Origin of the sequence: Enterobacter sp. PI-10 (assembly GCF_027947695.1) — a bacterium.
In the GTDB taxonomy this organism is placed as follows: Bacteria; Pseudomonadota; Gammaproteobacteria; order Enterobacterales; family Enterobacteriaceae; genus Enterobacter; species Enterobacter vonholyi.
This window is the reverse complement of sequence record NZ_JAJNOG010000015.1, coordinates 1-20,471: the sequence shown is the minus strand read 5'-3', so window position 1 is coordinate 20,471 and position 20,471 is coordinate 1. Positions and strand designations below refer to the sequence as shown.

General features: G+C 54.8%; 17 protein-coding genes. 9 read left to right on the top strand and 8 right to left on the bottom strand.

The annotated features are described in order from the left end of the window. The first annotated feature begins 3 nt into the window (after nt 1-3). The 9 genes from thiC to LRM19_RS20625 all read left to right on the top strand — a co-directional run bounded on the left by thiC (nt 4) and on the right by LRM19_RS20625 (nt 8,046). Nucleotides 4-1,899 (top strand): phosphomethylpyrimidine synthase ThiC, encoded by a 1,896-nt coding sequence (thiC, locus tag LRM19_RS20665; RefSeq protein ID WP_271369728.1) that lies wholly within the window; start codon nt 4-6, stop codon nt 1,897-1,899. Further along, on the top strand, nt 1,899-2,540 hold the full coding sequence (gene thiE, locus LRM19_RS20660) for a thiamine phosphate synthase (protein ID WP_271369727.1): 642 nt from the start codon (nt 1,899-1,901) through the stop codon (nt 2,538-2,540). Before thiC ends, thiE begins: the two co-directional genes overlap by 1 nt. After that, nucleotides 2,527-3,282, top strand: coding sequence for a HesA/MoeB/ThiF family protein (locus LRM19_RS20655; RefSeq protein ID WP_271369726.1), 756 nt, complete (start codon nt 2,527-2,529; stop codon nt 3,280-3,282). Before thiE ends, LRM19_RS20655 begins: the two co-directional genes overlap by 14 nt. Then, nucleotides 3,266-3,466 carry a sulfur carrier protein ThiS gene (gene thiS / locus LRM19_RS20650; protein ID WP_032644502.1) on the top strand — a complete coding sequence of 67 codons (201 nt, stop codon included), beginning with the start codon at nt 3,266-3,268 and terminating at the stop codon, nt 3,464-3,466. Before LRM19_RS20655 ends, thiS begins: the two co-directional genes overlap by 17 nt. A 1-nt stretch (nt 3,467) precedes the next feature. Further along, a complete protein-coding gene (gene thiG / locus LRM19_RS20645; protein ID WP_127729200.1) occupies nt 3,468-4,238 on the top strand; it encodes a thiazole synthase in 771 nt (256 codons plus the stop codon). After that, entirely contained in the window at nt 4,235-5,362 is a 1,128-nt protein-coding gene (gene thiH / locus LRM19_RS20640; protein WP_271369724.1) for a 2-iminoacetate synthase ThiH, read from the top strand. Before thiG ends, thiH begins: the two co-directional genes overlap by 4 nt. Before the next feature lie 336 nt (nt 5,363-5,698). Then, nucleotides 5,699-7,240 carry a sensor domain-containing diguanylate cyclase gene (locus tag LRM19_RS20635; RefSeq protein WP_271369723.1) on the top strand — a complete coding sequence of 514 codons (1,542 nt, stop codon included), beginning with the start codon at nt 5,699-5,701 and terminating at the stop codon, nt 7,238-7,240. A 180-nt stretch (nt 7,241-7,420) separates the two neighbouring features. Then, a complete protein-coding gene (locus LRM19_RS20630) occupies nt 7,421-7,729 on the top strand; it encodes a PTS sugar transporter subunit IIB (protein ID WP_023334100.1) in 309 nt (102 codons plus the stop codon). Beyond that, nucleotides 7,729-8,046, top strand: a complete 318-nt coding sequence (locus tag LRM19_RS20625) for a PTS lactose/cellobiose transporter subunit IIA (RefSeq protein WP_008503455.1) — start codon at nt 7,729-7,731, stop codon at nt 8,044-8,046. The genes LRM19_RS20630 and LRM19_RS20625 overlap by 1 nt, the downstream gene beginning before the upstream one ends. A gap of 58 nt (nt 8,047-8,104) precedes the next feature. On the opposite strand, the gene rpoC is transcribed toward LRM19_RS20625, so the two are convergent. The 8 genes from rpoC to secE form a co-directional block, all read right to left on the bottom strand. Further along, on the bottom strand, nt 8,105-12,328 hold the full coding sequence (rpoC, locus tag LRM19_RS20620; protein WP_023309968.1) for a DNA-directed RNA polymerase subunit beta': 4,224 nt from the start codon (nt 12,326-12,328) through the stop codon (nt 8,105-8,107). Nucleotides 12,329-12,404: 76 nt separating this feature from the next. Beyond that, complete coding sequence (gene rpoB / locus LRM19_RS20615) at nt 12,405-16,433, bottom strand: DNA-directed RNA polymerase subunit beta (RefSeq protein ID WP_032644498.1); 4,029 nt, start codon at nt 16,431-16,433, stop codon at nt 12,405-12,407. Between the two features lie 319 nt (nt 16,434-16,752). Further along, entirely contained in the window at nt 16,753-17,118 is a 366-nt protein-coding gene (gene rplL, locus LRM19_RS20610; RefSeq protein ID WP_002445276.1) for a 50S ribosomal protein L7/L12, read from the bottom strand. A 66-nt stretch (nt 17,119-17,184) separates the two neighbouring features. After that, complete coding sequence (gene rplJ / locus LRM19_RS20605) at nt 17,185-17,682, bottom strand: 50S ribosomal protein L10 (protein ID WP_003862338.1); 498 nt, start codon at nt 17,680-17,682, stop codon at nt 17,185-17,187. 291 nt (nt 17,683-17,973) lie between these two features. Further along, nucleotides 17,974-18,678: a 50S ribosomal protein L1 gene (gene rplA, locus LRM19_RS20600; RefSeq protein WP_006810530.1), complete on the bottom strand. Its 705-nt coding sequence runs from the start codon at nt 18,676-18,678 to the stop codon at nt 17,974-17,976. A gap of 3 nt (nt 18,679-18,681) precedes the next feature. Then, nucleotides 18,682-19,110, bottom strand: coding sequence for a 50S ribosomal protein L11 (rplK, locus tag LRM19_RS20595; protein WP_008503452.1), 429 nt, complete (start codon nt 19,108-19,110; stop codon nt 18,682-18,684). Nucleotides 19,111-19,266: 156 nt separating this feature from the next. Continuing rightward, nucleotides 19,267-19,812 (bottom strand): transcription termination/antitermination protein NusG, encoded by a 546-nt coding sequence (nusG, locus tag LRM19_RS20590; protein ID WP_002438628.1) that lies wholly within the window; start codon nt 19,810-19,812, stop codon nt 19,267-19,269. A 1-nt stretch (nt 19,813) separates the two neighbouring features. After that, nucleotides 19,814-20,197, bottom strand: a complete 384-nt coding sequence (gene secE / locus LRM19_RS20585) for a preprotein translocase subunit SecE (protein WP_014068449.1) — start codon at nt 20,195-20,197, stop codon at nt 19,814-19,816. Nucleotides 20,198-20,471: the final 274 nt, after the last annotated feature.

Here is a 20,471-nt window from a genome sequence, read left to right as displayed (position 1 = left end):
GCTATGTCTACTGCAAAACTGACCCGCCGCGAACAGCGCGCACAGGCCCAACACTTCATCGATACCCTGGAAGGCACCGCTTTCCCCAACTCGAAACGCATCTACATTTCCGGCTCGCAGGCCGATATCCGCGTCCCGATGCGCGAAATCCAGCTCAGCCCGACGCTTATCGGCGGCAGCAAAGAGAATCCACAGTATGAAGACAACGAAGCCGTACCGGTGTATGACACCTCCGGCCCATACGGCGATCCTGATGTTGCCATCAACGTCCAGCAGGGGCTGGCAAAGCTGCGCCAGCCGTGGATTGACGCGCGTAACGACTGCGAAGAGCTGAGCGTGCTCAGCTCTGCGTACACCAAAGAGCGCCTGGCCGACGACGGTCTGGACGAGTTGCGCTTTACCGGCCTGCTGACGCCAAAACGTGCTAAAGCGGGTAAATGCGTGACCCAGCTGCACTACGCCCGCCAGGGTATCGTCACGCCGGAGATGGAGTTCATCGCCATCCGTGAAAACATGGGTCGCGAGCGTATCCGCAGCGAAGTGCTGCGCTATCAGCATCCTGGTGAAGGCTTTGGCGCGCGCCTGCCGGAGAACATCACGCCGGAATTTGTACGTGACGAAGTGGCCGCCGGCCGCGCGATTATCCCCGCCAACATTAACCACCCGGAATCCGAGCCGATGATTATCGGCCGCAACTTCCTGGTGAAGGTCAACGCTAACATCGGTAACTCGGCCGTCACCTCCTCCATCGAAGAAGAGGTGGAAAAGCTGGTCTGGTCCACGCGCTGGGGTGCGGACACGGTAATGGATCTCTCCACCGGCCGCTATATTCACGAAACCCGCGAATGGATCCTGCGTAACAGCCCGGTACCGATTGGCACCGTCCCGATTTATCAGGCGCTGGAGAAGGTCAACGGCATTGCCGAAGACCTCACCTGGGAAGCGTTCCGCGACACCCTGCTGGAGCAGGCCGAGCAAGGCGTGGACTACTTCACCATTCACGCGGGCGTGCTGCTGCGCTATGTGCCGATGACCGCGAAGCGTCTGACCGGCATCGTCTCGCGCGGCGGCTCCATCATGGCGAAGTGGTGCCTCTCCCACCACCAGGAGAACTTCCTCTACGAACACTTCCGCGAGATCTGCGAAATCTGCGCCGCCTATGACGTCTCCCTGTCGCTGGGCGACGGCCTGCGCCCGGGTTCCATCCGTGACGCCAACGACGAAGCGCAGTTTGCCGAGCTCCACACGCTGGGCGAACTGACCAAAATCGCCTGGGAGTATGACGTGCAGGTAATGATTGAAGGCCCGGGACACGTGCCGATGCAGATGATCCGCCGCAACATGACCGAAGAGCTGGAGCACTGCCATGAGGCCCCGTTCTATACCCTGGGACCGTTGACCACCGATATTGCGCCGGGCTATGACCACTTCACCTCAGGCATTGGCGCGGCGATGATCGGCTGGTTCGGCTGCGCCATGCTCTGCTACGTGACGCCGAAAGAGCACCTCGGCCTGCCAAACAAAGAGGACGTGAAGCAGGGGCTGATTACCTACAAAATTGCCGCCCACGCGGCGGATCTGGCCAAGGGCCATCCGGGCGCGCAAATCCGCGATAACGCCATGTCGAAGGCGCGCTTTGAATTCCGCTGGGAAGACCAGTTCAACCTGGCGCTGGACCCGTTCACCGCCCGCGCCTATCACGACGAAACCCTGCCGCAGGAATCAGGCAAAGTCGCGCACTTCTGCTCCATGTGCGGGCCAAAATTCTGCTCGATGAAAATCAGCCAGGAGGTGCGCGACTACGCCGCCACGCAAACCATCGAAGTCGGTATGGCCGACATGTCTGAAACCTTTCGCGCCAAAGGCGGCGAAATCTACCTCAAAAAAGAGGAGGCGTAATGTACCAGCCTGATTTCCCACCCGTCCCCTTCCGTTTAGGGCTCTATCCGGTGGTGGACAGCGTGGCGTGGATAGAGCGCCTGCTGGAGACAGGCGTTCGAACGATCCAGCTGCGCATCAAGGATAAACGCGATGACGAGGTGGAAGCCGATGTGGTTGCCGCCATTGCGCTGGGGCGCCGGTATAACGCCCGCCTGTTTATCAACGACTACTGGCGGCTGGCCGTTAAGCACCGGGCGTACGGCGTGCATCTGGGCCAGGAGGACCTGGAAACAACGGATCTGAGCGCAATCCGTGAAACCGGGTTGCGTCTGGGCGTGTCAACGCACGATGACATGGAGATTGACGTGGCCCTGGCGGCCCGTCCCTCTTACATCGCGCTCGGTCACGTCTTCCCGACGCAAACCAAGCAGATGCCCTCCGCTCCGCAGGGTCTGACGCAGCTGGCAAGTCACGTTAAACGCCTTGCCGATTACCCCACCGTCGCCATCGGCGGAATCAGCCTTGAACGTGCCCCGGCGGTGCTGGAGACCGGCGTCGGCAGTATCGCCGTCGTCAGTGCCATCACCCAGGCCGCAGACTGGCGGTCCGCCACCGAACAGCTGTTACAGCTGGTAGGAGCTGGTGATGAACGATCGTGATTTTATGCGCTATAGCCGTCAGATCCTGCTGGAAGATATCGCCATCGACGGACAGCAAAAGCTGCTCGCCAGCCGGGTGCTGATTGTTGGACTCGGGGGATTAGGCGCACCCGCCGCGCTTTATCTGGCAGGCGCAGGTATCGGTACGCTGGTGCTGGCGGACGACGATGAGGTCCACCTCAGCAATCTGCAGCGGCAAATCCTCTTTACTACCGACGATATCAGCCAGCCGAAAGCGCAAATCACCCGGCAGCGCCTGGCGCAGCTCAACCCGGATATCGAGCTGATTGCCTTACAGGAGCGGCTTAGCGGTGAAAGCCTGCGCCGTGAAGTCGCCCTTGCTGACGTGGTGCTGGACTGTACCGACAACATGGCGACGCGCCAGGCGATTAACGCCGCCTGCGTGGCAAATCATACGCCGCTCATTACCGCCAGCGCGGTGGGGTTCGGCGGGCAAATGATGGTCCTGACCCCGCCTTGGACGCAGGGCTGCTATCGCTGCCTGTGGCCAGACGATACCGAGCCGACGCGCAACTGCCGTACGGCGGGCATTCTTGGCCCGGTGGTCGGGGTGATGGGCACCATGCAGGCGCTGGAGGCCATCAAGCTGCTCAGCGGCATGGAGACGGAACGCAATACGCTGCGGCTGTTTGATGCCCGCTCCAGCAGCTGGCGCCAGCTGGCGTTACGCCGCGCCAGCCGCTGCCCGGTATGTGGAGACCGCGATGCGCATTCTGTTTAACGATGAGCCGATGAGATGCGACGACGGGCTTACCGTTGCCGCACTGCTCGACAAGCTGCGTCAGCTCAAGCCGGGAACGGCGCTGGCGCTCAATCAACAGATCCTGCCGCGCGAGCAGTGGGAACATCAGCAGGTCAATGAAGGCGACCAGATCCTGCTGTTTCAGGTTATCGCAGGGGGCTGAGATGTTACGTATTGCCGATAAGGTTTTTGATTCGCATCTGTTTACCGGAACCGGAAAATTCGCCTCGCCGCAGCTGATGGTGGATGCCATTCGCGAAAGCGGCAGCCAGCTGGTGACGCTGGCGCTCAAGCGCGTGGATCTGCGCCACCACAGCGATGCCATTCTGGCTCCGTTGCTGGAAGCAGGCGTCACGCTGTTGCCCAACACCTCCGGCGCCAAAACGGCCGAAGAGGCGATTTTTGCCGCGCAGCTGGCCCGCGAGGCGCTCGGCACCCGCTGGCTAAAGCTGGAAATCCATCCGGATGCCCGCTGGCTGCTGCCCGACCCGATTGAAACGCTGAAAGCGGCTGAAAAGCTGGTGCAGCAAGGGTTTACCGTTCTGCCTTACTGCGGCGCTGACCCTGTTCTGTGCAAACGTCTCGAAGAGGTCGGATGCGCTGCCGTCATGCCGCTGGGGGCCCCCATTGGCTCCAACCAGGGGCTGGAAACCCGCGCGATGCTGGAGATCATCATCGAGCAGGCCACCGTGCCGGTGGTCGTTGATGCGGGCATTGGCGTGCCCAGCCATGCCGCGCAAGCGCTGGAGATGGGCGCCGACGCGGTGCTGGTCAACACGGCCATCTCGGTTGCCGACGACCCGGTCATGATGGCGCGTGCATTCCGCATGGCCGTAGAGGCTGGCCTGCTGGCAAGGGGAGCCGGCCCCGGTTCGCGCAGTTTCCAGGCGCAGGCCACCAGCCCGCTGACCGGTTTTCTGGAGGCGATCTCATGAGCACGTTTACCGAGCGCTGGCGGCAGCTTAACTGGGACGACATTGCCCTGCGCATCAACAGCAAAACGGCGGCTGACGTGGAGCGCGCGCTGCATGCCCGCCATCTGACCCGCGAGGATCTGATGGCCCTGCTCTCCCCCGCGGCGAGCGCGTACCTCGAACCGATGGCCCAGCGAGCACAGCGGCTCACCCGCCAGCGTTTTGGCAACACGGTGAGCTTCTACGTGCCGCTCTATCTCTCCAACCTGTGCGCCAATGACTGCACCTACTGCGGTTTTTCCATGAGCAACCGCATCAAGCGTAAAACGCTCGATGAAGATGAGATTTCCCGGGAGTGTGCGGCCATTCGTGAAATGGGCTTTGAACATCTTCTGCTGGTCACGGGCGAACATCAGGGAAAAGTGGGAATGGACTATTTCCGTCAGCACCTTCCCGCCATTCGTCGTCAGTTTTCGTCGTTGCAGATGGAAGTGCAGCCCCTGTCGCAGGAGGAGTACGCAGAGCTCAAAAACCTCGGGCTGGACGGGGTCATGGTCTACCAGGAAACCTATCATGAGGCGACGTACGCCCGGCACCACCTGAAGGGTAAGAAACAGGATTTCTTTTTCCGGCTGGAAACGCCGGACAGGCTCGGCCGCGCGGGTATCGACAAAATCGGTCTGGGTGCGCTGATCGGGCTCTCCGACAGCTGGCGGGTGGATTGTTATATGGTGGCGGAACATTTGCTGTGGCTCCAGCAGCACTACTGGCAGAGCCGTTATTCCATCTCCTTCCCGCGCCTGCGCCCCTGTGCGGGAGGGATCGAACCGGCTTCGCTAATGGATGAACGCCAGCTGGTGCAGACGATCTGCGCGTTTCGCCTGCTCGCCCCGGAAGTTGAATTATCGCTCTCAACGCGTGAGTCCCCGGCGTTTCGCGATCGCGTTATCCCGCTTGCAATTAACAACGTCAGCGCATTTTCCAAAACGCAGCCTGGCGGCTACGCCGACGATCGTCCGGAGCTGGAGCAGTTTGTGCCGCATGACGGGCGACGTCCGGAAGCGGTCGCCGCAGCCCTGACGGCGCAGGGCCTTCAGCCTGTCTGGAAAGACTGGGACAGCTGGCTGGGAAGAGCCTCGCAATGACGTTGAAACGCACAGCAACATCATAGAAATTTGTCGAGACGCTACGAAAAGGCAAAACCGGATGATTGTCATCGATCGTCCGGTTTTTTATTGTCACAAGGTCAGCAACGGATGCTGACCGGGGCGAAAAGCTTCTTCCTCGTTTCGCCCTGCCTCTGATTCATTTCACAAACTGCCCCCGGCAAATGAATAAGTATTTTCTTAATGGTTCTTAAGATAAATCATCTCGTCAGAAATCGTGCACCGTATAATTCACCGCTAACCGCAGGACAGCGACTATGCTGAGAGGATATCGGCAGACGAAAAATATTCACCATCAGGAACGATGTACAGCTCATGGCACTTCACAGCAAAAAGCTCTCTTTTACACGGCCAATCATGCTCAGCTTTGCGGGGATCCTCTGCAGTTTTGCGGTGATCGCGATCGCGGTAACGCTTTCGCAACGAAAGGATTTTCTTGAGGATTATCATAAGATCAATAGCAACTTCACGCATAACCTGGCGGTGAACTACACCGAATCTATCCTGCGTGAAAACGACTATATCCTGGGCCGTTCCGCGATGTACTTTGCCCGCGACGACAGGCTAAACGAGACGCTCAACGTCAACCCGACGCAAGGGCTGCAGATGATGATGCATTTGCAGAACCTGATGCCGACCGTCTCCTCCATCTCGCTGGCGGACACGCAGGGGCATTATCTTCGCGCACCAGAGGTGCTCCCCACGGAGACGAGTAAAACCTTCGATCCCCGGACACGCCCGTGGTTCGTCGCTCAGGCGGAAGCCAGTATCTTCAGTCACTACACCCGTCCCTACATGGACTACTTCACTGGCCATCCGACGGTAACACTCTATAAGCCTTTGATTTCGCCTGAAGGGAGACTGAAGGGAACGCTCGCTTTCCATCTCGATTTGACGTCTATGGGCTTCACCCTGCGCCAGATGGTGGCGCCCGTTCAGGGGGAATTCTTCGTCGTCGAACGCGATGGTGCCGTGGTGCTGCATCCGGATACCGGCGCGCTGTTCAAACAGTACGTGAGCGAAGCGCTGATGGACAAAATGACCAGCGGCGAAGGTCATCTTTACGACAAGAAAAGCAACGCCTGGTATTACTACTACTCGTTTACCAACCCGGACTGGTTTGTCATCTACCGGGTCTCTGGCGAGACGCTCACAGATATTACCCGTCACGAAACAACAATCGTTGGCTGGGGGTTTGCGCTGGCCGCCATCATCATCATCCTCTTCGGCTTATACCTCCGCCACGCCTCGCGTTCAGTGCTGATGCACATTATCAATGCCATCAAAACTGGCGATGTTAGCGAGGCGCCGCGCCTGGAAGCGATGCTGAGCCACACGATTCAGTCCAACAAAGAGCGTGAAATGGCGTATGTTCGCCAGGCCACTCACGATGCGCTGACGGGCTGTAAAAACCGCCGCGCGTTCGACAGCGATGTCGCGGAGCTGCTGAATGCCCAGCAGCCTTTCGCGATGGCGCTGGTAGACATTGATAACTTCAAGTCAATTAACGACACGCTGGGCCACCTGACCGGTGATATTGTTCTGCGTAACGTGGCTCGCGAAGGGATTCAGATCATGCAGCCACATCACATCTCAATTTACCGTTATGGTGGAGAGGAGTTCGCGGTAATCTTTCAGGCTGAGCAGATGTCTTCCGCGCTCTCATTGCTGGAAGCGTGGCGTACCGCCGTTGAAAAGCGCGTCTGGCGGGAAGAAAACCTGCGGGTTACGTTCAGCGGCGGTCTTGGAGAGTGGCATTTTGAACCGCTGGAGCAATTTGTCGGGAGCGTTGATAATGCCCTCTACAGCGCCAAACAGCAGGGCAAAAACCGCATTAACCGAACGTCCATCAGCTAATCCTGCCTCTTTCACCCTGCCCGTTTCCACGGGCCGGGTGCCCGACAATGCAAAATTGTAACCGGTTTCAGAAAATCACCGGTTTCTTTGTGATGCCTGACACACAATCGCGGTAAAGCGGTTGTTGAAGCGGTCTGCACGGGATAATTATCAATAAACACATGTAGATCGAGGCTGATTATGAAGAACATCGTTTTATGCTGTGCAGCGGGAATGTCAACCAGCATGCTGGTTCAACGTATGAAAGACGCCGCGCAGAAAAAAGGAGTTGAAGTCACCATTAAAGCCGTTCCGGTTGCGGAGTTTAAAGACAACATCGCGACGGCCGACATCGTATTGCTGGGGCCACAGGTTAAATACGAGCAGGCTAAACTTCAGGCGCAGGCCGAGCCGCTGGGTAAAAAGGTCGCGGTGATCGACATGATGGATTACGGCATGATGAAAGGGGATGCCGTCCTGGAAAAAGCGCTCAAACTTCTGGAGTCATAATGGAAGACTTAGAAACAACGATTATGGAACTGCTGGTCAACGCAGGCGCGGCGCGCAGTGCGGCCCTGACGGCGTTACAGATGGCGCGTAAAGGTGAGTTTGACGAAGCAGAAAAAGCGATGGAAGAGTCGCGCGAATATGTGAAGCATGCGCACACGATCCAGACGCAGCTTATCGGTCTTGATGAGGGGACCGGGAAGCTTCCGGTTAACCTGATCACCGTCCACTCGCAGGATCACCTGATGAACGCCATGGTCATTCAGGATCTGGCGGGCGATATGATTGAGCTTTATCGTCGGATCCCGTTGGTGAATTGAATACATGCAGATGTAAAAAAACCCGCCGAGGCGGGTTTTTTATTTACGGCATCAACGATTACTCGTTGTCGGAACCGCCCAGACCTGCGTTCAGCAGTTCTGCCAGGCTCGCGGATGCATCTTCAGCAGTCACCTGCGGTGCAGCTGGCAGTTCGCCCGCAGCACGACGACGCATACGATCCTGATGGTACGCATAACCGGTACCAGCCGGGATCAGACGACCCACGATGACGTTCTCTTTCAGACCGCGCAGTTCATCACGTTTACCTGCAACAGCGGCTTCGGTCAGGACACGAGTCGTTTCCTGGAACGATGCTGCAGAGATGAAGGACTCGGTTGCCAGAGACGCTTTGGTGATACCCAGCAGATCGCGCGAGAAGGTCGCACCGATTTTGCCGTTCGCTTCCAGTTCGCGGTTAGCGATCTTGACGCGTGAGTATTCAACCTGCTCGCCTTCCAGGAACTCGGAGCTTCCTGCGTTTTCGATGGTTGCTTTACGCAGCATCTGACGAACGATAACTTCGATGTGCTTATCGTTAATCTTAACGCCCTGCAGACGGTAAACGTCCTGTACTTCGTTGGTGATGTAACGCGTTACTGCGTGTACGCCACGAAGACGCAGAATGTCGTGCGGAGCTTCTGGACCATCGGAAACCACGTCACCACGTTCTACACGTTCACCTTCGAACACGTTGAGCTGACGCCACTTAGGAATCATCTCTTCGTACGGTTCGCTGCCATCTACTGGAGTGATAACCAGACGGCGCTTCCCTTTGGTCTCTTTACCGAAGGAGATGATACCGCTGATTTCAGCCAGGATTGCAGGCTCTTTCGGACGACGTGCTTCGAACAGGTCCGCAACGCGTGGCAGACCACCGGTGATGTCCTTGGTACCGCTGGATTCCTGTGGAATACGCGCCAGAGCATCACCCGCACCGATCTGAATGCCATCTTCCAGCTGAACGATCGCTTTACCCGGCAGGAAGTACTGCGCAGGCATGTCGGTACCCGGGATCAGAACGTCGTTACCCTGAGCATCAACGATTTTCAGTGCAGGACGCAGATCTTTACCACCGGTAGTACGTTCAGCAGAATCCAGAACCACCAGAGAAGACAGACCGGTCAGCTCGTCCGTCTGACGAGTAATGGTCTGGCCGTCGATCATGTCAGTGAAGCGGATGAAACCACTTACTTCGGTGATAACCGGCATGGTGTGTGGATCCCAGTTTGCAACGGTTTCACCGCCGGCAACCTGCTCGCCATCACCTTTCGCCATAACCGCACCGTAAGGCACTTTATAGCTCTCTTTGGTACGACCGAATTCGTCGATCAGCTTCAGCTCGGTGTTACGAGAGGTCACAACCAGCTTGCCAGCGGAGTTAACAACTGACTTCGCGTTGCTGAGCTTGATGCTACCTTTGTTTTTCACCTGGATGCTGGATTCAGCAGCCGCACGAGATGCCGCACCACCGATGTGGAACGTACGCATCGTCAGCTGTGTACCCGGCTCACCGATGGACTGTGCCGCGATAACGCCGATTGCTTCACCTTTGTTGATGATGTGGCCACGCGCCAGGTCACGACCATAGCAGTGCGCACATACACCAAAGTCGGTGTCACAGGATACAACGGAACGTACTTTCACGGAGTCAACAGAGTTCGCTTCCAGCAGGTCACACCAGTGCTCGTGCAGCAGCGTGTTGCGTGGAACCAGAATGTCTGCAGTACCCGGCTTCAGAATGTCTTCCGCGGTTACACGACCCAGAACGCGATCGCGCAGTGGCTCTTTAACATCACCGCCCTCGATAACCGGGGTCATGGTGATACCTTCGAGGGTGCCACAATCGTCTTCGGTCACAACCAGATCCTGCGCAACGTCAACCAGACGACGCGTCAGATAACCGGAGTTCGCAGTTTTCAGTGCGGTATCCGCCAGACCCTTACGAGCACCGTGCGTGGAGATGAAGTACTGGAGTACGTTCAGACCTTCACGGAAGTTCGCGGTGATTGGCGTTTCGATGATGGAGCCATCTGGCTTCGCCATCAGACCACGCATACCTGCCAGCTGACGAATCTGTGCTGCGGAACCACGCGCACCGGAGTCGGCCATCATGTAGATGCTGTTGAAGGAAACCTGCTGCTCTTCTACGCCGTCACGGTTAATCACGGTTTCGGTCTGCAGGTTATCCATCATCGCTTTGGATACACGATCGTTCGCCGCTGCCCAGATATCGATAACTTTGTTATAGCGTTCGCCCGCGGTAACCAGACCAGACTGGAACTGCTCCTGGATCTCAGCAACTTCGGCTTCCGCTTCAGAGATGATCTCGTGTTTCTTCTCTGGGATGACCATGTCATCGATACCAACAGATGCACCTGAACGCGCTGCGTAAGCAAAGCCGGTATACATTGTCTGGTCAGCGAAGATAACGGTCGGCTTCAGACCCAGAATGCGGTAACAGGTGTTCAGCATTTTGGAGATCGCTTTCTTGCCCAGCGCCTGGTTGACGATGGAGAAAGGCAGACCTTTCGGTACGATCATCCACAGAATGGCACGGCCAACGGTCGTGTCTTTCAGGCTGGTTTTCGCAACGAATTCGCCGTTTTCATCTTTTTCGTATTCGGTGATACGCACTTTAACGCGCGCATGCAGAGAGGCCAGGCCAGCGCGATAAATACGCTCAGCTTCTTTCGGGCCAGTCAGCACCATGCCTTCGCCTTTGGCGTTAACACAGTCACGGGTCATGTAGTACAGACCCAGTACAACGTCCTGAGAAGGAACGATAATTGGTTCACCGTTCGCTGGGGACAGGATGTTGTTGGTAGACATCATCAGCGCACGCGCTTCGAGCTGGGCTTCCAGCGTCAGCGGTACGTGAACAGCCATCTGGTCACCATCGAAGTCGGCGTTATAGGCCGCACAAACCAGCGGGTGCAGCTGGATAGCTTTACCTTCGATCAGGACTGGCTCAAATGCCTGGATACCCAAACGGTGCAGAGTTGGTGCACGGTTCAGCAGTACCGGGTGTTCGCGGATCACTTCGTCCAGGATATCCCAAACGACAGCTTCTTCACGCTCAACCATTTTCTTAGCGGCTTTGATGGTGGTGGCGAGGCCACGCAGTTCCAGCTTGCCGTAGATGAACGGTTTGAACAGCTCCAGTGCCATTTTCTTCGGCAGACCGCACTGATGCAGACGCAGGTATGGACCTACGGTGATTACAGAACGACCGGAGTAGTCAACACGCTTACCGAGCAGGTTCTGACGGAAACGACCCTGTTTACCTTTGATCATGTCGGCCAAAGATTTCAGAGGACGTTTGTTAGAACCGGTGATCGCACGACCGCGACGACCGTTATCCAGCAGGGCATCTACCGCTTCCTGCAGCATACGTTTTTCGTTGCGTACGATAATGTCCGGCGCAGCCAGATCCAGCAGACGTTTCAGACGGTTGTTACGGTTGATAACGCGACGATACAGATCGTTCAGATCGGACGTTGCGAAACGACCACCATCCAGCGGAACCAGTGGACGCAGATCTGGCGGCAGAACCGGCAGAACGGTCAGGATCATCCACTCTGGTTTGTTACCAGACTGAACGAACGCTTCCAGCAGTTTGATACGCTTGGTCAGCTTTTTACGTTTGGTTTCGGAGTTGGTTTCGTTCAGCTCTTCACGCAGCTGCTCGCACTCTTGCTCCAGATCCATGCTCTTCAGCAGGGCCTGAATAGCTTCCGCACCCATCTTCGCGTCGAATTCGTCACCGAACTCTTCCAGCGCGTCCAGATACTGCTCTTCAGTCAGGATCTGATGACGTTCCAGGTTCGTCATCCCGCCTTCGATAACCACATAAGATTCGAAGTACAGAACACGTTCGATATCGCGCAGCGGCATATCCAGCAGCAGACCGATACGGGACGGCAGAGATTTCAGGAACCAGATGTGAGCGGTCGGAGACGCCAGCTCGATGTGGCCCATGCGCTCACGACGCACTTTGGTCTGGGTCACTTCAACGCCGCACTTCTCACAGATCACACCACGGTGTTTCAGGCGCTTGTACTTACCGCACAGGCACTCGTAATCTTTTACTGGCCCGAAAATACGCGCACAGAAAAGGCCGTCACGTTCAGGTTTGAACGTACGGTAGTTGATGGTTTCCGGCTTTTTAACTTCACCGAAAGACCATGAACGGATCATGTCTGGCGAAGCCAGAGCAATTTTGATCGCATCAAACTCTTCGGTTTTAGTCTGCGCTTTCAGAAACTTTAATAAATCTTTCACGGATTTGCTCCCGTCGGAGTTAGCACAATCTGGTGCCGGGGGTTAACCCGGCACCAGTGACCTGTTTGAGCGAGAATTACTCGTCTTCCAGTTCGATGTTGATACCCAGCGAACGAATCTCTTTCAACAGTACGTTGAAGGATTCTGGCATGCCCGGCTCCATCTGATGGTTGCCGTCCACGATGTTTTTATACATCTTGGTACGACCGTTCACGTCATCAGACTTAACGGTGAGCATTTCCTGCAGGGTGTATGCCGCGCCGTATGCTTCCAGCGCCCACACTTCCATCTCCCCGAAGCGCTGACCACCGAACTGTGCCTTACCACCCAGCGGCTGCTGAGTAACCAGGCTGTAAGAACCGGTAGAACGAGCGTGCATCTTGTCGTCGACCAGGTGGTTCAGTTTCAGCATGTACATGTAACCTACGGTTACCGGACGTTCGAACTGTTCACCAGTACGGCCGTCAAACAGCGTAATCTGACCAGACGTTGGCAGACCACCCAGTTGCAGCAGCTCTTTAATTTCAGCTTCTTTTGCACCGTCGAATACCGGCGTTGCAATTGGCATACCTTTGCGCAGGTTCTCTGCCAGACGCAGCACTTCTTCATCGCTGAAGGTGTTCAGGTCGACTTTCTGACGCACGTCGGTACCCAGATCGTAGGCACGCTGGATGAATTCGCGCAGTTTCGCGACTTCCTGCTGCTGTTTCAGCATGGCGTTAATCTTATCGCCGATGCCTTTCGCAGCCATACCCAGGTGAGTTTCCAGGATCTGACCAATGTTCATACGAGACGGTACGCCCAGCGGGTTCAGTACGATATCTACCGGCGTACCGTTAGCATCGTGCGGCATATCTTCGATCGGGTTGATCTTAGAGATAACACCCTTGTTACCGTGACGACCTGCCATCTTATCACCAGGCTGGATCTGACGTTTAACAGCCAGATACACCTTAACAATCTTCAGCACGCCTGGTGCCAGATCGTCGCCCTGAGTGATTTTGCGGCGTTTCGCTTCGAGTTTTTTCTCGAACTCGTGTTTCAGTTCGTCATACTGCTCAGCCAGCTGTTCCAGCTGATTCTGTTTCTCTTCGTCGGTCAGGCCCAGTTCCAGCCAGCGATCGCGAGGCAGTTTGTCGAGCTTCTCAGCTTCAACGCCACCGGCAACCAGCACCGCATAGATACGGCTGAACAGACCCGCTTCGAGGATTTGCAGTTCTTCAGACAGGTCTTTCTTAGCCTGTTTGAGCTGCATCTCTTCGATTTCCAGCGCACGCTTATCTTTCTCAACGCCGTCACGAGTGAAGACCTGAACATCGATAACCGTACCGGAAACACCGTTTGGTACGCGCAGAGAAGAGTCTTTAACGTCAGACGCTTTCTCACCGAAGATTGCACGCAGCAGTTTCTCTTCTGGCGTCAGCTGGGTTTCACCTTTAGGCGTAACCTTACCAACCAGAATGTCGCCGCCGGTCACTTCCGCACCGATGTAAACGATACCGGATTCATCCAGTTTGGAGAGCGCAGCTTCACCCACGTTAGGGATGTCAGCGGTGATCTCTTCTGGCCCCAGCTTGGTGTCACGGGACACACATGCCAGTTCCTGAATATGAATGGTGGTGAAACGATCTTCCTGAACCACACGCTCGGAGACGAGGATGGAGTCTTCGAAGTTGTAACCGTTCCACGGCATGAACGCTACGCGCATGTTCTGACCGAGCGCCAGTTCACCGAGGTCGGTGGACGGACCGTCTGCCAGCACGTCGCCGCGCTCAACTGGCTCACCCAGAGACACGCAAGGCATCTGGTTGATACAGGTGTTCTGGTTAGAACGGGTATATTTGGTCAGGTTATAAATGTCGATACCTGCTTCGCCCGGATACATCTCGTCTTCGTTAACTTTGATAACGATACGGGATGCATCGACGTACTGAACAGTACCGCCACGTTTAGCAACTGCAGTAACACCGGAGTCAACGGCAACAGCACGCTCCATACCGGTACCAACCAGCGGCTTATCAGCGCGCAGAGTTGGAACGGCCTGACGTTGCATGTTCGCACCCATCAATGCACGGTTGGCGTCATCGTGTTCCAGGAACGGGATCAGGGACGCACCGACGGATACCACCTGCTGGGTGGATACGTCCATGTAGTCAACCTGGTCGCGGCTGAACAAGCTGGATTCGCCTTTGCTACGGCAGGTAACCAGATCTTCTACAAAGTGGCCTTCGTCATCCAGGTTGGAGTTCGCCTGAGCGATAACGTAGTTACCTTCTTCAATAGCAGACAGGTAATGAATTTCATCGGTTACAACACCGTCGGTCACTTTACGGTACGGGGTCTCAAGGAAACCGTATTCGTTAGTCTGTGCGTACACGGACAGGGAGTTGATCAGACCGATGTTTGGACCTTCAGGCGTTTCGATTGGACATACGCGACCGTAGTGCGTCGGGTGTACGTCTCGAACTTCAAAGCCTGCACGTTCACGGGTCAGACCGCCTGGGCCGAGTGCAGAGATACGACGTTTGTGCGTAATCTCAGACAGCGGGTTGTTCTGGTCCATGAACTGAGACAGCTGGCTTGAACCGAAGAACTCTTTCACTGCTGCAGAAATCGGCTTGGCGTTGATCATATCCTGAGGCATCAGGGTATCCAGATCGCCCAGAGACAGACGCTCTTTCACCGCACGCTCTACACGTACCAGGCCAACGCGGAACTGGTTTTCCGCCATTTCGCCTACGGAACGGATACGACGGTTGCCGAGGTGGTCGATATCGTCCACTTCGCCTTTACCGTTACGGATATCGATGAGCTTCTTCATCACTTCGATGATGTCGTCTTTGCTCAGGATACCGGAACCTTCGATTTCGTCGCGCAGCAGAGAACGGTTGAACTTCATACGACCAACCGCAGACAGATCGTAGCGGTCTTCGGAGAAGAACAGGTTCTCGAACAGGCTTTCCGCCGCTTCGCGAGTTGGTGGCTCACCAGGACGCATCATGCGGTAGATTTCTACCAGCGCGCTCAGACGATCGGTGGTTGGGTCGACGCGAATAGTCTCAGAGATATACGCACCGTGGTCCAGATCGTTGGTGAACAGCGTTTCGATACGTTTGTGGCCAGACTGGCTCAGCTTAGCCAGCAGATCCAGGCTCAGCTCCATGTTCGCCGGGCAGATCAGCTCGCCAGTTGATTCATCAACGTAATCTTTCGCGGCTACTTTTCCTGCAATGTATTCAACCGGAACTTCGATGTGTTTGATATCATCTTTTTCCAGCTGGCGGATGTGGCGCGCGGTGATACGGCGACCTTTTTCCACATACACTTTGCCGTCGGCTTCGATGTCGAACGACGCGGTCTCACCACGCAGACGTTCCGGCACCAGCTCCATCTGCAGCTTGTTGTCGCGGATTTCAAAGATCACTTTCTCAAAGAACAGGTCCAGGATCTGCTCAGTGGTATAGTTCAGTGCACGCAGAATGATGGTTGCAGGCAGCTTACGACGACGGTCGATACGGACAAAGAGGTTGTCTTTCGGATCGAACTCAAAGTCCAGCCATGAACCACGGTAAGGAATGATGCGTGCGTTATACAGTACTTTACCGGAAGAGTGTGTTTTACCTTTATCGCTGTCGAAGAAGACGCCCGGGCTACGATGCAGCTGGGAAACGATAACACGCTCAGTACCGTTGATTACGAAAGTACCGTTGTCTGTCATGAGTGGAATTTCACCCATGTAGACTTCTTGTTCTTTAATGTCTTTTACGGTGCCTTCCGGAGCTTCGCGCTCGTAGATCACCAGACGCAGTTTTACGCGCAGCGGTGCGGAATAGGTCACGCCACGGATCTGACATTCCTGAACGTCAAACACCGGTTCGCCAAGGCGGTAGCTGACGTACTGCAGCTCGGAGTTACCGCTATAGCTCTGAATCGGGAACACGGAGCGGAAGGCTGCTTCCAGACCGTACTGCCCTTCAGGATCTTGCTCGATAAACTTCTGGAACGAGTCAAGCTGGATAGAAAGGAGATATGGAATGTCCAGAACTTGTGGACGTTTACCAAAATCCTTACGAATACGTTTTTTCTCGGTATAGGAGTAAACCATAGGGTTCCTCAGCTCGCTGACAAGTCGACCCATCTGTCCGACGAAGGGACAGTTTGTGCAACACCATTTTGTGGACCGGAAAATTGAATACTTTCCGCAATACCTGTTGCTATCACGCTTAAATCATTTCGTCGCGATTTACACAGAGCGAGCACCCTGTCGCAATATATTAAGTCGTCGATAGAAACATGCATTGTCAGGACAATCAGCAGTCAAACAGTGTGAAATGCTACTGATGCCTTACAGCGCAAAAAGGCTGGTGACTAAAAAGTCACCAGCCATCAGCCTAATTACTCAGGCTGCAACCAGAAAAGTTGGCTTATTTAACTTCAACTTCAGCGCCAGCTTCTTCCAGAGATTTTTTCAGTGCTTCTGCGTCGTCTTTGCTCACGCCTTCTTTCAGCGCAGCTGGAGCAGATTCTACCAGGTCTTTAGCTTCTTTCAGACCCAGGCCAGTTGCGCCACGTACTGCTTTGATAACAGCAACTTTGTTAGCGCCAGCAGCTTTCAGAATTACGTCGAATTCAGTTTTTTCTTCAGCAGCTTCAGCCGGGCCCGCAGCTACAGCTACAGCAGCAGCAGCAGAAACACCGAATTTTTCTTCCATTGCAGAAACCAGCTCTACAACGTCCATTACGGACATAGCTGCTACTGCTTCAATGATTTGATCTTTAGTGATAGACATTTAAATTGTTCCTGAAAATCAGAATAAGTTTATACGTAAGCAAATGCTTTATAAAGATAACTGCGATTAAGCAGCTTCTTTCGCATCGCGTACAGCAGCCAGAGTGCGAACCAGTTTGCCAGCCGCAGCTTCTTTCATGGTTGCCATCAGGCGTGCAATTGCTTCTTCGTAGGTCGGCAGGGTTGCCAGGCGATCGATTTGCGATGCCGGGATCAACTCACCTTCAAAGGCTGCAGCTTTGACCTCAAATTTTGCATTCGCTTTCGCGAACTCTTTGAACAGACGAGCAGCAGCGCCCGGGTGTTCCATAGAGTATGCAATCAGGGTCGGACCAACAAACGTGTCTTTCAGGCACTCGAACTGAGTACCTTCAACTACGCGGCGCAGCAGGGTGTTACGAACAACACGCATGTATACGCCAGCTTCACGACCTGCTTTACGCAGTTCAGTCATTTTGTCTACAGTAACGCCACGGGAATCCGCAACTACTGCAGACAGCGCGCCTTTGGCTACTTCGCTGACTTCAGCAACAATCGCTTGTTTGTCTTGAAGATTTAAAGCCATTAGCTTTGCTCCTGGATGTTTGCCGGAACTCATGTTCCGGAACTCACTTCACTCTCCCCAACGGAAAGAGCGTCTTAATACGGTGAGCAGAAACAAGCCAGAGTATCCAAAAATAATCTTAGCGTTCTGTCACCGTCTACGCAGGGGATTAAGTCTCTTGCGAAACACCTGCGGTCTTCGACGGAGGCCTGGATTAGGCCAGGCTCCAACGAACAAATCTTTTAGCCGCTAACTTTTGTTAGCAAACGTGGGGGTAAGATTGTAGACAAAATCACCGCCCACGTAAAGGCATTAGTTTGCAGCAGCGCTCAGGCCAGCCTGGTCAACTGCAACACCTGCACCCATAGTGGTGGAGATGCTAACTTTCTTGATGTACACGCCTTTCGCCTGAGTTGGTTTCGCTTTTTTCAGCGCAACCAGCAGAGCTTCCAGGTTTTCTTTCAGTTTGTCAGCGTCAAAGTCCACTTTACCGATGGTGGTGTGGATGATGCCGTTTTTGTCGTTACGATAACGAACCTGACCTGCTTTAGCGTTCTTAACCGCTTCAGCAACGTTAGGGGTTACAGTACCAACTTTCGGGTTTGGCATCAGGCCGCGTGGACCCAGAACTTGGCCCAGCTGGCCAACAACGCGCATTGCATCTGGAGAAGCAATAACAACGTCAAAGTTCATTTCGCCTTTCTTGATCTGATCAGCCAGATCTTCCATACCTACCAGTTCAGCGCCGGCAGCTTTAGCAGCTTCAGCGTTCGCACCCTGAGCAAATACAGCTACGCGAACGGAACGGCCAGTACCGTGTGGCAGTACAGTTGCGCCACGAACGTTCTGATCGGATTTACGCGCGTCGATGCCGAGGTTAACGGCAACGTCAACGCTTTCAACGAACTTAGCAGTTGCCAGTTCTTTCAGCAGAGCGATAGCTTCGTTGATGTCGTACTGTTTGGTCGCATCAACTTTGTCACGGATCACGGACATGCGCTTGGTCAGTTTAGCCATTTCTTAGTCCTCCACTACCAGGCCCATGGAACGTGCAGTACCTTCGATTGAGCGAGTCATCGCTTCAATGTCGGCACCAGTCATGTCGGCAGCTTTGGTCTGCGCGATTTCCTGCAGCTGAGCGCGGGAAATTTTACCCACTTTGTCTTTGTTCGGTTTACCGGAACCAGACTTGATACCAGCCGCTTTCTTCAGCAGAACAGCTGCTGGAGGGGTTTTGGTAACGAAAGTGAAAGAACGGTCAGCGTAAACAGTGATTACGACTGGGATTGGCAGACCTTTTTCCAGGGATTCAGTTTTTGCGTTGAACGCTTTACAGAATTCCATGATGTTCACACCCTGCTGACCCAGAGCTGGACCAACTGGTGGACTTGGGTTCGCCATACCAGCTGCAACCTGCAGCTTGACGTAGGCTTGTACTTTCTTAGCCATTCTAAAATCCTCTGATTGGGTGATAGCGCCTCAGGGAGGCTCCCCGTGAATAAAATTCGTTTTACGGGCCGGGGCCCATAAAAACAAAAGGCGCGAAATTGTATTCCAATCTCGCGCCCTGTGCAACGATTAAATCGCCGCTTTTTTGATCGCTGCTTAGGCTTTTTCGACCTGCGCAAAGTCCAGTTCTACCGGGGTCGCACGACCGAAGATAGAAACAGAAACTTTCAGGCGGGACTTCTCGTAGTCCACTTCTTCAACGACGCCATTAAAGTCAGCAAACGGACCGTCGCTAACACGAACCATTTCACCCGGTTCAAACAGCGTTTTCGGACGCGGCTTATCACCCACCTGCTGCAGGCGGTTCATAATCGCATCAACTTCTTTATCGCTGATTGGCGCCGGACGGTCAGACGTGCCGCCGATAAAGCCCATCACGCGCGGTACGCTGCGCACCAGGTGCCAGCTCGCATCGTTCATCACCATCTGAACCAGCACGTAACCCGGGAAGAATTTACGCTCGCTTTTGCGACGTTGGCCGCCACGGATCTCAACCACTTCTTCGGTCGGAACCATAACTTCGCCAAATAACTCTTCCATGTTGTGTAATTTGATATGCTCACGCAGCGACGTTGCTACGCGGCCTTCAAAACCGGAAAACGCCTGAACGACGTACCAACGCTTTTTAGGGGCTTCAGACATCTTAGAACCTCAGGCCAGTAATAAAGGAAACCAGGCGAACCAGAATACCATCCAGTCCCCACAGGATCAGTGACATTACCGCAGTCACTGCAGCCACGATCAGCGTGGTGTGCAATGTTTCCTGGCGAGTCGGCCAAATGACCTTGCGGACTTCGGTACGTGCTTCACGAGCGAAAGCAACGGTCGCTTTACCCTTAGTCGTCAACAGCGCGACACCGCCCGCTGCAGCAATCAGAATCACCACTGCCAGCGCGCGGAGCGGCAGCATCATGTCACGATAAAGATAGTTGCCAACGATTGCCACAATCAGCAGCACGGCAACAGCGACCCACTTCATCGCTTCCAGGCCGCGCCCGCTCCCTTGAGCTTCGGTATTCGCACTCATAAACCAACCTGTCAGAAGAATTCTACAAATAATTTCACCCCGCGATTGCGAGGCGAGCCAAATCGAAACGCTAATCCCTTTATGGATTATACGCTCTCTGCAGAGCCTGTCTCAGCAATGATTATGACAAAAATAATCACTGATGAGCCAGGTTCTGATGTGAAAGCGTGCAAAAAGGGCATCAAATGATGCCCTTTTCATGCGCATTGCGTCAAATGTTATCAGCGATTAGCCGAGAACTTTAGCAACCACGCCCGCGCCAACGGTACGGCCA

What these genes read in the sequence shown, in the direction of transcription:
- thiC (WP_271369728.1), top strand. Translation starts at nt 4, where the DNA reads ATGTCTACTGCAAAACTGACCCGCCGCGAACAGCGCGCACAGGCCCAA.
- thiE (WP_271369727.1), top strand. Translation starts at nt 1,899, where the DNA reads ATGTACCAGCCTGATTTCCCACCCGTCCCCTTCCGTTTAGGGCTCTAT.
- LRM19_RS20655 (WP_271369726.1), top strand. Translation starts at nt 2,527, where the DNA reads ATGAACGATCGTGATTTTATGCGCTATAGCCGTCAGATCCTGCTGGAA.
- thiS (WP_032644502.1), top strand. Translation starts at nt 3,266, where the DNA reads ATGCGCATTCTGTTTAACGATGAGCCGATGAGATGCGACGACGGGCTT.
- thiG (WP_127729200.1), top strand. Translation starts at nt 3,468, where the DNA reads ATGTTACGTATTGCCGATAAGGTTTTTGATTCGCATCTGTTTACCGGA.
- thiH (WP_271369724.1), top strand. Translation starts at nt 4,235, where the DNA reads ATGAGCACGTTTACCGAGCGCTGGCGGCAGCTTAACTGGGACGACATT.
- LRM19_RS20635 (WP_271369723.1), top strand. Translation starts at nt 5,699, where the DNA reads ATGGCACTTCACAGCAAAAAGCTCTCTTTTACACGGCCAATCATGCTC.
- LRM19_RS20630 (WP_023334100.1), top strand. Translation starts at nt 7,421, where the DNA reads ATGAAGAACATCGTTTTATGCTGTGCAGCGGGAATGTCAACCAGCATG.
- LRM19_RS20625 (WP_008503455.1), top strand. Translation starts at nt 7,729, where the DNA reads ATGGAAGACTTAGAAACAACGATTATGGAACTGCTGGTCAACGCAGGC.
- rpoB (WP_032644498.1), bottom strand. Translation starts at nt 16,433, where the DNA reads ATGGTTTACTCCTATACCGAGAAAAAACGTATTCGTAAGGATTTTGGT.
- rplL (WP_002445276.1), bottom strand. Translation starts at nt 17,118, where the DNA reads ATGTCTATCACTAAAGATCAAATCATTGAAGCAGTAGCAGCTATGTCC.
- rplJ (WP_003862338.1), bottom strand. Translation starts at nt 17,682, where the DNA reads ATGGCTTTAAATCTTCAAGACAAACAAGCGATTGTTGCTGAAGTCAGC.
- rplA (WP_006810530.1), bottom strand. Translation starts at nt 18,678, where the DNA reads ATGGCTAAACTGACCAAGCGCATGTCCGTGATCCGTGACAAAGTTGAT.
- rplK (WP_008503452.1), bottom strand. Translation starts at nt 19,110, where the DNA reads ATGGCTAAGAAAGTACAAGCCTACGTCAAGCTGCAGGTTGCAGCTGGT.
- nusG (WP_002438628.1), bottom strand. Translation starts at nt 19,812, where the DNA reads ATGTCTGAAGCCCCTAAAAAGCGTTGGTACGTCGTTCAGGCGTTTTCC.
- secE (WP_014068449.1), bottom strand. Translation starts at nt 20,197, where the DNA reads ATGAGTGCGAATACCGAAGCTCAAGGGAGCGGGCGCGGCCTGGAAGCG.